Origin of the sequence: Asanoa iriomotensis (assembly GCF_016862515.1) — a bacterium.
Classification (GTDB): domain Bacteria; phylum Actinomycetota; class Actinomycetes; order Mycobacteriales; family Micromonosporaceae; genus Asanoa; species Asanoa iriomotensis.
Genome location: NZ_BONC01000034.1, coordinates 1 through 13,637 on the forward strand (window position 1 = coordinate 1; position 13,637 = coordinate 13,637).

The window sequence follows — 13,637 nt, forward strand, 5'->3', positions numbered from 1 at the left end:
TACTTCTCCAACGCGATCCGGGAGGACATGATCCTGCGGCTGGCCCGCGGCGGCATCGTCTTCGCGCCGGGCCGCGCCGGCACGGTCCAGGAGGTCTTCCAGGCCGCGACCAAGACCTTCTACGGCACCGACGGATCGAGCGGCGCGTACGTGTTCCTGGACAGCGCCTACTGGACCAAGACCCTGCCGATCGAGACGCTGCTGCGCCCGCTGATGGCGCTGTCCCGCTTCGGCGACCTGTCGGACACCATCCACGTCACCGACGACGTCCAGGAAGCCGTCCGGGTGCTGACCAAACCGTCCTAACGGGATCGCGGCAGGCAGCACTTCTTGTACTTGACCTCCGAGCCGCACCAGCAGACGTCGTTGCGGGCCGGCGGCCACGGGACGTTCAGGCCCCGTCCGTCGAGCTCGTCGGCGTAGTCGTCGAGTACGTCGTCCACCGGGTCGTCGCCGCGCCGCTCGCTCAGCTGGACCAGCTCGTCGGCGGTGCCACGCACGATTCCGCGGGCGCCGGTGATCCCGGTTTCCGCGACGGTCGCGAGGATGTGCTCGATGTCGGCGCGGTGCGCTTCCCAAGTCGGACCACAGCTTTCGGCCAGGTCCGGCCGACGCTCGGCCAGGCGGGCGAACTCGGCGGCGGGAAGGAACAGGAAGGGCCCGCTCAGCGCCGCCGTCAGCTCGGCTTGGTGCTCTTCCTCGGCCGCCGCCTCCAGTTCTTCGGCCATCTCGTCGAGCGCGTCGTGCGGCAGGCCCAACTCGTGGCGCACGGCGTGCCGTTGGGTGATCAGCGCGTACACGATCACGGTCGCCAGCTCACCGGCGTCATCGAGGTCGTCCGTCTCGGGCAGCGCCGCGCGTGCCTCGTCGACGGCCACACTCAGCCACTCGTGTGCGGTCTCGCCACGGCCACCGGCCAGCAGCGCTTCGGCGATCTCCGCCGCCGCGTCGGGGTCGGTGGTCAGCAGCGGCCGCAGCGGAGTCAGCTCGGCCATCGCCTCGTCGGCGCGGTCGAGCTCGAACAACAACCGGGCTCGGAACAGCTGGGCGAAGTCCGCCGCCGTGCCGTGCCGGCGGTGGGCGTCGATCGCCCGGTCGGTCAGGTCGAGGCTGCCCGCCGGGTCATCGGCGTTGAACAGCAGCTCGGCGGCCATGCCCAGGGCGACGACGTCGTCCCGCGGGTCGGCCAGTCGGCCACCGTCGACGATGGCCACCAGCTCGGCCGCGCCGGCCGCCGGCTCACCACGCTCCGCGGCCCCTTCGGCGATCGCGTCCAGCTCGTCGACGCTCAGTGTGGAGGCGATGGTCACGCGACTACCTCGACAATCGAAGAAAATGGCCGGCCCCGAACAGCGGGACCGGCCATTTCACGGATGACTACTTGGACAGGGTGGTGCCGGTCGAGCGCAGGTTCTCGCAGGCGTGCGTGACCCGCTCGGCCATGCCGATCTCGGCGGACTTGCCCCAGGCGCGCGGGTCGTACTGCTTCTTGTTGCCGACCTCGCCGTCGATCTTGAGGACGCCGTCGTAGTTCTTGAGCATGTGGTCGGCCACCGGGCGCGTGAACGCGTACTGCGTGTCGGTGTCGATGTTCATCTTGACCACGCCGTAGTCGAGCGCCTCGCGGATCTCCGAGAGCAGCGAGCCCGAGCCGCCGTGGAAGACCAGCGACAGCGGCTTCTCCTTGCCGGTGCGGGCGCCGACCGCGTCCTGGATCTCCTTGAGGATCTCCGGGCGCAGCTTGACGTTGCCCGGCTTGTAGACGCCGTGCACGTTGCCGAAGGTCAGCGCCGCCATGTAGCGGCCCTTCTCGCCCAGGCCGAGCTTGTCGACCATGGCGAGCCCGTCCTCGACGGTGGTGTAGAGCTTCTCGTTTATCGCGTTCTCGACGCCGTCTTCCTCACCGCCGACGACACCGACCTCGATCTCCAGCACGACGTGCGCCGCGGCGGACTCGTCGAGCAGGTCGGCGGCGATGTCGAGGTTCTCGGCGAGCGGCACGGCCGAGCCGTCCCACATGTGCGACTGGAACAGCGGGCCCTCGCCGCGCGCCACGCGCTCCTTGGAGATCGCGAGCAGCGGCCGGACGTACTTGTCGAGCTTGTCCTTGGGGCAGTGGTCGGTGTGTAGCGCGATGTTGACGTTGTAGTTCTTGGCCACCTCGTGCGCGTAGGTCGCGAGCGCCACGGCACCGGTGACCATGTTCTTGACAGCGGGGCCGGAGAGGTATTCGGCACCGCCGGTCGAGACCTGGATGATGCCGTCGCTCTCCGCCTCGGCGAAACCGCGCAACGCCGCGTTGAGCGTCTGCGACGAGGTCACGTTGATTGCGGGGTACGCGAACGCGCCAGCCTTGGCGCGATCGAGCATTTCTGCGTACACCTCGGGCGAAGCGATGGGCATGTCTGCCGCTCCTTGTCTAATCCGGTCACGGATGCCGGACCGCGCTGTCCTCCGTCTTGCAGTATCCCGCAACGGCGGATCGCACCGACAAGCAGGTCAGTCGCGCGGCTCAGGCACGATCAGGCTCAACACCCAGCTCACCACGGCCATCACGATGGCGCCCCAGAACGCGGGCCAGAAACCGTCGATGAAGAACGGGAGGTCGAACTGGTGACCGATCCAGTCGGTGAGCAGGAAGAGGAGCGCGTTGACGACGAGGGCGATCAACCCCAGCGTGAGGATGTAGAAAACGCACCCGACGACCTTGATGATCGGTTTGAGGACCGCGTTGACGACCCCGAAGATGACCGCCACGACGACCACGGTCAGCACCGTCCGGCCGGCGTCGCTGCCGCCGATGTCGATGCCGGGCACGACCAGCGCCGTGATCCACAGGGCGATCGCGTTGATGGCCACCCGGATCAGCATTCCCATGGCACCCATCGTGGCACCGGCCCGCACCCCACGATGCCCCGAGGTTTGCCAGGGTGATCGGCCGGACAACCCGCTTCCGCCGTACGGTGAACAGGAAGGGAGGCGGCGCCGATGAGCCAGCCCGAAGAGCGTGACCCGGAAGCACCCGAAGCCGACGCCACGGAGCAGGCCACCCCGGCGGAGCCCGACAGCGACCCCGACGACGACGTGGTCCACGTGCGCCCGGACGTGCCCGAGGCCGACGCGGTCGAACAGTCCCTCGCCGTCGGCCCTGAGGACGACTATCGCTAGCGCACCGACTGCGGGTTCGCCTCGGCCCACTCGGTCAGCCGGTTCTCCTTGATCGCGGCGAACACCGGAGTGCTGAGCGCGGGGTCGAGCCGCTGGTAGGAGACCCGCCCGATGGTGACGCCGCGGAAGTTCGACCCGATATCTACCGACTTGACCGCGTCGACCCCGGCGGCGATCGAGAGCAGCTGCGGCGTGCTGATGCCGGCGCCGGCCACGTCGATCCCGGCCGAGGCGGCCTGCGCCACCCGGGCCAGCCGCACCGGGTCCCGGATCTCGGTGCCGATCAGCGCGCGGACGAACGCCCGCCCGTTGGCGTCCCGGTCGTAGGCGCCGTGCGGCAGGCCGTAGCGCTGCCGGAGCAGGTCGACCATGCCCTTGCCGTCGAGCCGCTGGCACCCGGCGGGGAACACGCGGCCGGTGTGCCGCGAGGTCACCGGCCGCTCGACGCAGATCTCGACGCCGCCGAGCGCATCGGTCACGGCGCGCAGACCCGAGTAGCGCACGGTCACCGTCGCGTCGACGCGCAGCCCGGTGGTCGCGGTGATCGTGTCGGCGGTGAGCTTGGCGCCCGCGGCCAGGTCCGGCCCCGCACCGTGCCGCTCACTGCCGAAATAGAAGCTCTCGCCCAGCCGGGCACGCCCCCGGTCGGGGATCTCCACGAGCAGGTCGCTGGAGAGCGAGACCAGGTAGGCCGTGTGGCTGCCGGCCGGCACGTGCGCGAGCAGCACCGTGTCGGCCCGGTAGCTGCGGCCGCCGTCGTTGTCGACGCCGAGCACGGCCACCGTCAGCGGCCGGTCCGCGACGGTCGCGCCGCCGGGCAGGAAGGTCTCGCCGGTGAACGGCTGGTCGACGGCGTCGCGGAGGGCGAACGGCATCGCCACCGCGGCGACGACGGCCAGCGTCGCGGACGCCAACCGGTTGGTCAGGCGGCGCTTCCGGCGACGGCGTACGACCACACGATCGATGGCCTCGCGCAGCGGCGCCGTCGGCGGCGCGAGTGTCTCGTGCCGCTCGAACGTCGCGCGCAGTTGATCTTCGATCATGGGTAGGTCTCCACCAGCTCGGCCCGCAGCGTCGCGAGCGCACGCGAGATCGACGACCGGACGGTGCCGACGGCACACCCGAGGATCTCGGCGATCTCGGCGTCGGGCAGGTCCTCGTAGTAACGCAGCACCAGGGCCGCACGTTGCGCCTTGGGCAACCGGGCCAGCCACGACCAGATCTGGTCGCGGTCCGCGGTGGCCTGTGCGTGGTCGACGGGTACGACCTTCGCCGCCTCGTCCGGTTCGGCGCGTAACAGCACCCGGCGCAGCCAGGAACCGCGCCGCCAGTCGAGGTACTGGTTGGTGATCATCCGGCGGACGTACCGCTCCGGTGCGTCGGCGCGCGCCACCTTCCGCCAGTTGAGCTGGACCCGGACCATCGTCTCCTGCACGAGGTCCTGTGCCAGGTGCGGGTCCCCGCACAGCATCACGGCGTACCGGAGCATGTTGCCGAGTTGCACCTCGGCGAACTCCTCGTACGTCAGCGTCACAGGTACCTCCGGGGTGGCTCTGCCAGGACGACGCGCTCCGGCACCGAAACCGCTGCGAAGATCACCAATATTCAGCCGTTCGGCCAGACTACCGTCAGCGCTATCGCGGTCTTGATCTCCACTGACTAAGCTCCGCGTCGATCCCTGGGGAGGACGCCGGATGCGCCGCTGTGTCATACGCCAGCTCGCCGCCGGATGCGGTGCGGTGCTCGCCGCGGTCCTCCTGGCCGCGCCGCCGGCCCTGGCCGCGCCCGAGGACATCGCGATCAACATGCGCGACGTGACCGTCGCCGTGGGCCACCCCGGTGTCGTCGCCGGCGCGACGCTGATCTCCGCCTCGCCGGTCGCGCTCGACGACGTGGTGGTCACCTACGACTTCAGCGCGCTGGTCGGCGTGGCCGAGGTGGTCGCGCCCGGCTGCGCGCTCGTGGACACCACGATCCTCGGGTGCGCGCGCGACGAGGTGCGGCTCGGCAGCGCGCCCCTGCCCGGGCAGTTCGACGTGGTGGTCCGCGCGGTCGACGGTGCGAAGGTCGGTGAGGGGCCGCTGCAGGTGGGCGTGAGCGCCGCCGGGCGACGGCCCGTGTTCAGCAACTCGTGGGTGCGCGTCGGCGCCGGGGTCGACCTGGTCGCGGGCCCGGGCACCGAGCTGACCCGCCGGCCGGGCGAGGCGTTCACGTTCCCGCTGCGGGTCGACGTCGCCGGCACCACCGCGGTCGAGAAACCCAACATCTACTTCACCGAGGTGTACGCGTTCCGCGCCACCCGCAAGTTCTCCAACTGCCTCTACGTCGAGGACCGGATCCGCAACTGCTGGTTCGACGCCACGTTCCCGCCGGGCGCCGGCTACACCGCGGTGCTGCCGTTCGCCCTCGGCACGGACACCGCCGCGCCCGGCACGAAGAGCGTCGAGGCGCTCTGGCTCACCGCGGCCGAGGCCGAGGACTACGAGACGTTCCTGACGGGCCACGGCTACAACGGCGGCGAGCTGGGCACCGACGGCGAGCTCACGCTGGTTCCCGAGCTGACGCTGCGGGCCGCGACCCAGGCCGACACCGTGCCGGCCAACAACCGCAGCACGCTGTCCGTCGCGGTGACCGGCCAGAACGGCCTGGACCTGGCCGCGTCCGGGGCCGCGGTGCACGGCGCGGTCGGCGCGCGGGTGCCGGCCCTGGTCGGCTTCCGCAACCACGGCCCGGCGGCGGCAGAACACCTGGGCGGCGACGTCGCCACGGTCGAGGTGACGATCCCGCCGGGCACGACCGCGACCGCCGTGTCACCGGAGTGCGCGCCGCTGACCGATCCGGCTGCCGACGGCGCACCCGGTGCCCCCGCCTACCGCTGCCGGCCCGGCCCGCTGGTGCGCGCCGACTTCATCGTCGAGTTCACCTTCGAGCTGCGCATCGACCGGGCGCAGCCGGCCGACGGCGGGGTCCGGCTCACGGGCACGGAAGACCTCGACGCGACCAACGACCAGGCCGCGATCACGGTAAACCGCGCCATCACCACGCCACCGCCCGCCGCTGCCCGCGGCCTGCCCATCACGGGCGCACCCGCCGGACTCCTGGCGGGACTCGGCACGATCATGATCGTCGTCGGCGCGTGCGCCGTCGTTCTGGCGCGGACCCGCGCCGGTTAGCCCACTCGAACGGGGAGACAAACCACACCATGCGACTCACCCCTGCCCGGCGGCTGCTCGCCGGGATAGGCGTCGTCGGCGCGCTGGTCGCGACCGGCGCGCTGCCGGCCGCGGCGGCCCCCACCGCCAAGCTGGGCCTCTACATGCCCGACCACACGGTCGCGGTCGGCGCACCCGGTGTCATCGATGGCGCCGTGCTCTACGCCGACGAGCCGACCGCCCTGGTCGACGCGGCGGTCATCTTCGACTTCGCCGATCTGGCCGGCGTCGCCGAGGTCGTTCCCGAGGACGGCATCGGGCCCGACTGCACGAAGACCTCCGCACACGAGCTGCGTTGCACGCGGTTCGAGACCTGGGCGGACCCGTTCGGCGCCGGCGGCGACTTCAACGTGGTGATCAGGGGCGTCGCGGGCGGGCCGGAGGGCACCGGCACGCTCAAGACCACGCTCGAGGTGTCCGGCTACGACTCGGTGACCACGGAGTCGACCGTGCGCGTCGGCACCGGCGTGGACCTGGCCGGTGGCCCGGACACCGATGTCTCGGTCGCGCCCGGCGGCGCGTTCAGCCACCACGTCTCGGTCAAGAACGCCGGCGACGCGACCATCGAAGGCTTCAACGCGATCTTCGACAACAACTACGCGATCCGGGCAGCCAAGAAGTTCACCAACTGCACCTACGTGGGCGACGAACTTCGCACCTGCGCCTTCGACGTCACCATCGAGCCGGGCGAGACGTTCCAGGGCGACCTGCCCTACCGGCTCGGCGCCGACACCGAGGCGCCCGGGCACCAGGTCGGCTTCCTCACCCTGCTCACCCGCGCCGAGTTCGAGGACTTCAGCGGGTATGTGAAGCAGTTCGGCGCCGACATCGGCAAGCCAGGCACGGACGGCACCTTCGAGCTGACGGCGGCGCCGGCGAACCTGGCCCGACGGGGTGCGCAGGCCGATGTCGATCCCGAGAACAACTGGAGCGGTGTGAACATCACCGTGACCGGTAAGAACGGCTACGACCTCGTGGCCGCGGGCGCGCGCATCACCGGCAACGTCGGCGACGTCGCCGACGTGGACCTCGGCTTCCGCAACGACGGCCCGGCCGCGGCCGACTCCGGTCGCCTCGGCAGCAACGTGACCCTCGTCGACGTGACCGTGCCGAAGGGCACCACGGTTGTCGAGGTTTCCGACCAGTGCGTGCCCAAGCCCGCGAACGACGCCGGCGAGTACGGCGAGCCGGGCGAGCCGGGTGCTCCCGTCTACCGCTGCTTCCCCGGTGACCTGGTGACCCCCGGTGAGACGGTCGGATTCCCGTTCCGCCTGCGGATCGACCAGGCCCAGCCCGAGCGCGGCCTGGTCACCATCAACGCGAAGTGCGAGTGCGAGGGCCGGCAGTCGGACATCAACTCCGCCAACGACACCGCGCCGATCGAGGTCAACGCCGCCGGCGGTGGCACTGGTGGCGGCGGCGATGACGGTGGCCTGCCGATCACCGGCCCGGCCGCCGGCCTGATCGCCGGTGCTGGCGGCCTGCTCCTGGTCGCCGGTCTGGGCGGGGTCGTGGTGGCCTGGCGCCGCCGCACCCGGTTCGTCGCCTGACCCAACCCTCCGGAACGCCTCGCCGCGACCATCGCGGCGGGGCGTTCCGTCGTTTTATCGGCCGCCCTGCCCATGCAACCGCGCGCGGACGGCCCGCGTCTTCCCCTTACGGGCGCACCGGCCGGCTCTGGCCCGCACCCGCGCCAGCCAGCTCCATCCAACGGGGAGAAAGACAACCATGCGACTCACCCCTGTCCGGCGCGTGCTCGCCGGGCTCGGCGCGGCCGGCACGCTGCTGGTCACCGCCGCGTCGCCGGCCGCCGCGGCGCCGGTCGACTTCGACTTCGTCGCGCAGGGCGCCCGCATCACCGGCGTCGTCGGCGACCAGGCGCAGGTCAAGCTCGGTTTCCACAACCAGGGACCGGCCACGGTGGACCGCCGCAACAGTGCCGGGGACGTCTCGGTCGTCGACATCGCACTGCCGAAGGGCACGACGGCGGTCACGGTGCCGGCCGAGTGCCAGCCCGGCGCGGCCGGCGCGTACCGCTGCTCGCCCGGCCCGGTCGCCACGTCCGGCCAGACGATCACGTTCCCGTTCGTCCTGCGCATCGACAGCGCCGAGGTGGCGCCCGGCTCGGTCACGATCAACGTCCGTTGCCAGTGCGACAGTGACAACGTCGACGCCAACGCCGGCAACGACACCGCGCCGATCGAGGTCGTGGTCAACACCGTCGTCGCCACCAGCGCCGCCGGCGGCGGCCTGCCGATCTCGGGCGGCGCCGCCGGTGTGATCCTCGGCGCGGGCGGCCTGCTGCTGCTCGCCGGCGTGGTCGGCGCCGTGGTGGCCGGCCGCCGCCGGGCCCGTCCCGCCGGCTGACCGGTGCGCCTGTCCCGGGCGGGTTCTGCCGCCTTGCCCGCCCGGGCTTGCCAAGGCCTGTAGCCTTCCTACCCGTGGAGACGACCCGCGCCCTCACCGAGAACCTCGCCTTCAACCCGCTGGACGCGAAGGAACTGGTGCACACCTTCGGGCTGTACGGCATCTGGGCGATCCTGTTCGCCGAGACGGGCCTGTTGGTCGGCTTCTTCTTCCCCGGCGACTCGCTGCTCTTCCTCGCCGGCGTCGCGGCCACGCCGGTCGCCGACGCGATCTTCGGTGACGGCACCCGGTTGTCCCTGGCCGGCCTGCTGATCGGCGCGCCGCTGTGCGCGATCGTCGGTGCCCAGCTCGGCCACTTCCTGGGCGCCCGGTACGGCACCCGGATGTTCGACAAGCCCGACTCCCGCCTGTTCAAGCGGGAGTACGTCGAGAAGGCCGAGCACTACTTCCAGAAGTTCGGCCCCGCCAAGGCCGTGGTGCTGGCCCGGTTCATCCCGATCGTCCGCACGTTCCTCAACCCCGTCGCCGGCGTCCTCGGCATGCCGGCGAAGCAGTTCTTCCTCTGGAACGTCGTCGGCGCGATCCTCTGGACCGACGGCATCATCCTGGTCGGCTACCTGCTGGCCGGCCGCATCTACGCCGCCATCGGCACGCACATCGACCGCTACATCCTGCCGTTCGTGCTGCTCATCGTGCTGATCTCGGTGCTGCCGATCATCATCGAGGTGGTCCGCGACCGCCGCGCCCGCAAGCGCGCCGAGGAGCTGGCGGTCATCGGCGTCTCGCCGGTCGCCGGCATCGCCGACGCGATCTCGGAGGAGCGCCACCGCGGCCACCGGGGCAGCCACCGCGCCGAATAGCTAACCGGGCCGGTCAGGCGCTGGCCGGCGGCGGCTGGTCCCGCAGCTCGGTGGCACGACCGATTGCGAGCGCCCGATAGGTGAGCTGGGCCGCCTCTTCGAGGTTGTGTGCCCGCTTGTGCGCCAGCTCGACGCTGTCGGCCAGGACCGAACAGCCGTGGCGGCTCAGGATCACGCAGTTGGTGCCGTCCCGCACGGCGTCCGCGGCGGCCTCGGCCAGCTCGGTGGAGCCCGGCGGAAAGAACGGCACGGTGGCGACCCGGCGCACGTAGAAGGCGTGGTCGGTGGTCACGAGGCGGATGTGTTCGCCCAGGGCGTCCAGCAGCAGGGCCGTCTGGGGATGCAGGTGGATGATCGCCGTCACGTCCGGCCGGGCGCGATAGGTGGCGAGGTGCAGCGCGACCTCGGAGCTCGGCGCCAGCGGCGGGTACGCCGTAGGGCCGGCGGGCGGTGCGCCGCCGGCGGTCAGGGTGCCGCCGTCGTCGATCCGGACCCGGACGAACGACGGGCGAGCGAGCTTGTCGAGCCAGGTGCCCGCGCCGGTCACCCAGCAGGCATCCGCGCCCGGCAAGCGGGCGGACAGGTTGCCGCCGGAGCCGACCACCAGGCCGGCACGGACCACCGCAGCGCCGACCTCGGCGAGCTGGTCGCAGAGGTCGCGCTCGTCATCGGACCCGGCGTCGAGTCTCATGGTCGGCGCCGGGCCGGTGGCGGTCACCGCCTCAGCGAGCGGCCTTCTTGGTGGCCCGCTTGCGCGGCGGGGTCAGCAGGTCGGCGATCGTCGCGATGGCCGACGGCACGAGCCGGTAGTAGGCCCACACGCCGCGCTTCTCCCGCTCGAGCAGCCCCGCCTCGGTCAGGATCCGGAGGTGGTGGCTAACGGTCGGCTGTGACAAGCCGAGCGGTGCGGTCAGGTCGCAGACGCAGGCCTCGCCTTCCGGTGCCGACTGGATGAGGCTTAGCAGCCGCAGTCGGGCCGGATCGGCGAGCGCCTTGAGCACCCCGGCGAGGCGCTCGGCGTCGGCGCGTTCGATTGGCTCGCCGGCTAGCGGCGAGATCTGAGGCATGGTCATTTCAGCCAACGCAGTTCCCACGTATTCCATCCTTCCACTTACAGCATCGACCCGCCTGCATATGAGCAGGTCCGAATCGGCAAACTTTTACGCCACTAGGCCGAGGTCAGCCATCGAGTAGGCCGCCTTATAGGTGAGACCCGCCGCCCGAACGGCGGCGCCACCTCCCCGATCGACGATAACCGCTACGCCAACGACCTCGGCCCCGGCTTCCCGGAGCGCCTCGACTGCGGTCAACGGGCTTCCCCCGGTAGTGGAGGCGTCTTCCACCACCAGCACCCGCCGTCCGGCAACATCAGGACCCTCGATCCGGCGTTGGAGACCGTGCGCCTTGGCCGTCTTGCGGACGACGAACGCGTCGAGTGGCCGCCCGGTTGCCGCCGCCGCGTGCATCATGGCGGTCGCCACCGGGTCGGCACCGAGGGTGAGGCCACCCACAGCGTCGAAGTCCAAGTCGGAAGTCAGGTCGAGCATGACACGTCCGACCAACGGTGCGGACGCATAGTGAAGAGACACGCGACGGAGGTCGACATACCAGTCGGCCTCCTGACCCGAGGACAGCACCACCCGGCCGTGCACAATGGCAAGCTCAGTGATGAATTTACGCAGGTCGTCGTGGTCCCCCATAGGGGACAAGCGTAGTGGTCGATCCTGTGAACCTGCTGGGCGCCCCACCAGCGATCGGGAAATTTCGCCCGATAGCGAACTCTGACGGATCACGGACTCCCGTGTCGATGGTCACCGAGCGTCGCGACCCCGGGTGTCCTTGGCGACCCGGGCGAACACACCGCGCGGCGCGTGGCGCATGCCGAACACGGCGACCTTGTATTTCCAGTCGGGCACGCTCACCAGCCGGCCGCGGTCGAGGTCGCGCAGCCCGTGTGCGACCACGTCGTCCGCCTTCAACCACATCCAGGACGGTGTTTTCGACATGTCTATGCCGGCTCGGGTGTGGAACTCGGTGCGCGTATAGCCCGGACACAAGGCCATCACCCGGACCCCGAACCGGCCGACCGCGCGCCCGATCGACTCACTGAAATGGGTGACCCAGGCCTTGCTGGCGGGATAGGTCGAGCCCGGCATGACCGGCGCGAACGACGAGGCCGACGAGACATTGATCACAGCCCCTGTGCCGCGGCTGGTCATGCCGGGCAGCGCCGCGTGGGTGAGCCGCATGACCGCGTGGATGTTGAGCTGCAGCAACCATTCCTCGTCGTCCGCGGTCGACCGGAGGAACGACCGGTTGAGGGTCGCGCCGGCGTTGTTGACCAGCAGGTCGACCTCGTCGTCGCGCAACCGCTGCGCCACGGCGGTCAGGCCGGCCTCGGTGGCCAGGTCGGCGGAGAGCACCTCGGTGGAGGCGGCGCCGGCGGACCTGGCGGCGACCTCGGCGAGGCGGTCGGCGTCACGGGCGACGAGTACCAGCCGGTAACCGTCGGCGGCCAGGCGGCGGACGAACGCCGCACCGATACCGGAACTGGCACCGGTCACGAGTGCGGTCGGCACAGGGACCCTCACATGGCGGCGGGGGTGGTCGCCGGCGGGTCCGGGCGCTGCCAGTCCGTCGGGTCGACCGTGGGCGGGGGTGGCGCTGTCTGCGGCGTGCCGGTCGGGCTCGGGGGAAACGACGGCGTGCGCTTGAAGTATGCGTTGGACGCCGGGAGGGCCAGCAGCAACGCCACCACAACGTAGCCCAGCGCCTGCAGCACGGAAAGGGCCGCGCTGGTCCAGGGCCACCACGACGGGTGCGCCCCGTCGATCGCGACCAGCACCGCGTCATTGTCGAACGAGCCGACCCGTTGCACGAAGCCGAAGAGCGCGGCGACCGCGCCGGAGACCAGACCGATGGCGCAGACCACCCAGGTCGCGACGCGCACGGCTGCGGTGCCCCGCGCGATGCCGATCGCGAGCACGACCAGCAGCACGGTGGCCACCACGCTGACGAACGCGGCCGCGATCGGCACGCCGCGCAGCAGCGTCGTGCCGCCGTTGACGTCGTCGACCGGGACCCCACCGGCCTCGGCGGCCGACTGGAAGCGTTCGACGATGCCGGGCATCAGCGCGAGGCCGATCGCACCGTAGACCAGGCCGCCGACCGCCATGAGGATCAGCAGGACGGCCGCGCCGCGGACCGGCCCCGGCGCGCGCCGCGCGGGCGTCAGTGGCTGTTGCTGTATCGGTTGCGCTGGGTACGACACGGGGCCCTCCGGTACGTCCGTTGTGGCTGAACCTACTCGGAAGGCCCCGGTCGCGCTGACTACCTGGGCGGTGCGGGTGTTTCCGGCGGCTCGGCGGTCGGCGCCGGCGGCAGCGGCGGCTCGCCGCCCTGCGTCGGGAACGGCGGCGTCGGGTAGCTCGTGCCGGGCATCACCGGGTAGCCGGGGGTCGGCGGCTCCCAGTTCGCGGCGCGGGGCTTGAACCACTCGTTGGAGGCGGGCAGCGCCAGCAGGATCAGCGCGACCAGCACGCACAGGATCGGGACGACCAGCAGCACCACGTTGACCGGGTCGTACCAGCCCGGCATCGCGGCGTCGATCTTCCCCTGCACGTCGGGCACGTCGCCCGAACTCTCGAAGTTCACCGCACCGCCCGCGGCGTTGCCGACCGCGCTGAGCCCGCAGCAGAGCACGAACAGGCCGCCGACCACCCAGGTGACGATCCGGGACGCGTTCTTGCCGCGCAGGTTCAGGAAGCCGAGCACGACCAGCCCGATGCCGATCACGAGCGCGATGATGCCGACGACCACCGCGACGGCGACGGCGGCGGTGTCCGCGCTGCCTTCGAGTTCCGTGCCCGCGTAGGCGTCACTCAAGGCCTGGCGGAACGAACTGAGCGTCGCCAGGGTCACGATCAGGCTGATGACCTCGACCACCGCGACGGCGTAAAGGAGGTAGCTGGAAATCCGGACCGTGCCCGGCGGTCGGGCACGGTCCGGACCGGGGGCGAACTCCGACACG

At 71.2% G+C, this 13,637-nt stretch carries 16 protein-coding genes and 1 pseudogene; 6 read left to right on the forward strand and 11 right to left on the reverse strand.

Going from position 1 to position 13,637, the window contains the following annotated elements:
• Positions 1-306: pseudogene (locus tag Air01nite_RS23030) on the forward strand (hypothetical protein); the annotation flags it as partial.
• On the opposite strand, the gene Air01nite_RS23035 reads toward Air01nite_RS23030, so the two are convergent.
• The 3 genes from Air01nite_RS23035 to Air01nite_RS23045 all read right to left on the reverse strand — a co-directional run bounded on the left by Air01nite_RS23035 (position 303) and on the right by Air01nite_RS23045 (position 2,877).
• The gene (locus tag Air01nite_RS23035; protein ID WP_203705097.1) at positions 303-1,310 is read right to left on the reverse strand and encodes an SEC-C domain-containing protein; all 1,008 of its coding nucleotides are present in this window, start codon (positions 1,308-1,310) and stop codon (positions 303-305) included. The pseudogene Air01nite_RS23030 and the gene Air01nite_RS23035 sit on opposite strands and share 4 nt — an antisense overlap.
• Positions 1,311-1,377: 67 nt before the next feature.
• Positions 1,378-2,403, reverse strand: a complete 1,026-nt coding sequence (fbaA, locus tag Air01nite_RS23040; protein WP_203705099.1) for a class II fructose-bisphosphate aldolase — start codon at positions 2,401-2,403, stop codon at positions 1,378-1,380.
• Between the two features lie 96 nt (positions 2,404-2,499).
• Complete coding sequence (locus Air01nite_RS23045; RefSeq protein ID WP_203705100.1) at positions 2,500-2,877, reverse strand: phage holin family protein; 378 nt, start codon at positions 2,875-2,877, stop codon at positions 2,500-2,502.
• Positions 2,878-2,988: 111 nt separating this feature from the next.
• Here Air01nite_RS23045 and Air01nite_RS23050 point away from each other — a divergent pair, with 111 nt between their 5' ends.
• Entirely contained in the window at positions 2,989-3,168 is a 180-nt protein-coding gene (locus Air01nite_RS23050) for an Rv3202a family protein (RefSeq protein ID WP_203705102.1), read from the forward strand.
• On the opposite strand, the gene Air01nite_RS23055 is transcribed toward Air01nite_RS23050, so the two are convergent.
• A complete protein-coding gene (locus Air01nite_RS23055) occupies positions 3,165-4,211 on the reverse strand; it encodes an LCP family protein (RefSeq protein ID WP_203705104.1) in 1,047 nt (348 codons plus the stop codon). The genes Air01nite_RS23050 and Air01nite_RS23055 overlap by 4 nt on opposite strands.
• Positions 4,208-4,696, reverse strand: a complete 489-nt coding sequence (locus Air01nite_RS23060) for a SigE family RNA polymerase sigma factor (RefSeq protein ID WP_203705238.1) — start codon at positions 4,694-4,696, stop codon at positions 4,208-4,210. Before Air01nite_RS23060 ends, Air01nite_RS23055 begins: the two co-directional genes overlap by 4 nt.
• A gap of 166 nt (positions 4,697-4,862) precedes the next feature.
• Here Air01nite_RS23060 and Air01nite_RS23065 point away from each other — a divergent pair, with 166 nt between their 5' ends.
• From Air01nite_RS23065 to Air01nite_RS23080, 4 genes are all read left to right on the forward strand, one after another.
• Positions 4,863-6,341, forward strand: a complete 1,479-nt coding sequence (locus tag Air01nite_RS23065; RefSeq protein WP_203705107.1) for a hypothetical protein — start codon at positions 4,863-4,865, stop codon at positions 6,339-6,341.
• 29 nt (positions 6,342-6,370) lie between these two features.
• Positions 6,371-7,930 (forward strand): LPXTG cell wall anchor domain-containing protein, encoded by a 1,560-nt coding sequence (locus tag Air01nite_RS23070; protein ID WP_203705110.1) that lies wholly within the window; start codon positions 6,371-6,373, stop codon positions 7,928-7,930.
• Between the two features lie 178 nt (positions 7,931-8,108).
• The gene (locus Air01nite_RS23075; protein ID WP_203705113.1) at positions 8,109-8,747 is read left to right on the forward strand and encodes a hypothetical protein; all 639 of its coding nucleotides are present in this window, start codon (positions 8,109-8,111) and stop codon (positions 8,745-8,747) included.
• Between the two features lie 74 nt (positions 8,748-8,821).
• Positions 8,822-9,607, forward strand: a complete 786-nt coding sequence (locus Air01nite_RS23080; protein ID WP_203705116.1) for a DedA family protein — start codon at positions 8,822-8,824, stop codon at positions 9,605-9,607.
• A 13-nt stretch (positions 9,608-9,620) separates the two neighbouring features.
• On the opposite strand, the gene Air01nite_RS23085 is transcribed toward Air01nite_RS23080, so the two are convergent.
• From Air01nite_RS23085 to Air01nite_RS23110, 6 genes are all read right to left on the reverse strand, one after another.
• A complete protein-coding gene (locus Air01nite_RS23085) occupies positions 9,621-10,298 on the reverse strand; it encodes a class II aldolase/adducin family protein (protein ID WP_203705119.1) in 678 nt (225 codons plus the stop codon).
• A 31-nt stretch (positions 10,299-10,329) separates the two neighbouring features.
• Positions 10,330-10,710, reverse strand: coding sequence for an ArsR/SmtB family transcription factor (locus tag Air01nite_RS23090; RefSeq protein WP_089254755.1), 381 nt, complete (start codon positions 10,708-10,710; stop codon positions 10,330-10,332).
• 57 nt (positions 10,711-10,767) lie between these two features.
• Complete coding sequence (gene pyrE / locus Air01nite_RS23095; protein WP_203705121.1) at positions 10,768-11,307, reverse strand: orotate phosphoribosyltransferase; 540 nt, start codon at positions 11,305-11,307, stop codon at positions 10,768-10,770.
• 111 nt (positions 11,308-11,418) lie between these two features.
• Positions 11,419-12,186 carry an SDR family NAD(P)-dependent oxidoreductase gene (locus Air01nite_RS23100; protein ID WP_203705122.1) on the reverse strand — a complete coding sequence of 256 codons (768 nt, stop codon included), beginning with the start codon at positions 12,184-12,186 and terminating at the stop codon, positions 11,419-11,421.
• 8 nt (positions 12,187-12,194) lie between these two features.
• Positions 12,195-12,878: a hypothetical protein gene (locus tag Air01nite_RS23105; RefSeq protein WP_203705123.1), complete on the reverse strand. Its 684-nt coding sequence runs from the start codon at positions 12,876-12,878 to the stop codon at positions 12,195-12,197.
• A gap of 59 nt (positions 12,879-12,937) precedes the next feature.
• On the reverse strand, positions 12,938-13,636 hold the full coding sequence (locus tag Air01nite_RS23110) for a hypothetical protein (RefSeq protein ID WP_203705124.1): 699 nt from the start codon (positions 13,634-13,636) through the stop codon (positions 12,938-12,940).
• Between the last annotated feature and the right edge of the window lies 1 nt (position 13,637).

Bases quoted from the DNA above. Each gene is read 5' to 3' on its own strand.
- fbaA (WP_203705099.1), bottom strand. From the start codon at position 2,403: ATGCCCATCGCTTCGCCCGAGGTGTACGCAGAAATGCTCGATCGCGCC.
- Air01nite_RS23045 (WP_203705100.1), bottom strand. From the start codon at position 2,877: ATGGGAATGCTGATCCGGGTGGCCATCAACGCGATCGCCCTGTGGATC.
- Air01nite_RS23050 (WP_203705102.1), top strand. From the start codon at position 2,989: ATGAGCCAGCCCGAAGAGCGTGACCCGGAAGCACCCGAAGCCGACGCC.
- Air01nite_RS23055 (WP_203705104.1), bottom strand. From the start codon at position 4,211: ATGATCGAAGATCAACTGCGCGCGACGTTCGAGCGGCACGAGACACTC.
- Air01nite_RS23065 (WP_203705107.1), top strand. From the start codon at position 4,863: ATGCGCCGCTGTGTCATACGCCAGCTCGCCGCCGGATGCGGTGCGGTG.
- Air01nite_RS23070 (WP_203705110.1), top strand. From the start codon at position 6,371: ATGCGACTCACCCCTGCCCGGCGGCTGCTCGCCGGGATAGGCGTCGTC.
- Air01nite_RS23075 (WP_203705113.1), top strand. From the start codon at position 8,109: ATGCGACTCACCCCTGTCCGGCGCGTGCTCGCCGGGCTCGGCGCGGCC.
- Air01nite_RS23085 (WP_203705119.1), bottom strand. From the start codon at position 10,298: ATGAGACTCGACGCCGGGTCCGATGACGAGCGCGACCTCTGCGACCAG.
- Air01nite_RS23090 (WP_089254755.1), bottom strand. From the start codon at position 10,710: ATGGAATACGTGGGAACTGCGTTGGCTGAAATGACCATGCCTCAGATC.
- pyrE (WP_203705121.1), bottom strand. From the start codon at position 11,307: ATGGGGGACCACGACGACCTGCGTAAATTCATCACTGAGCTTGCCATT.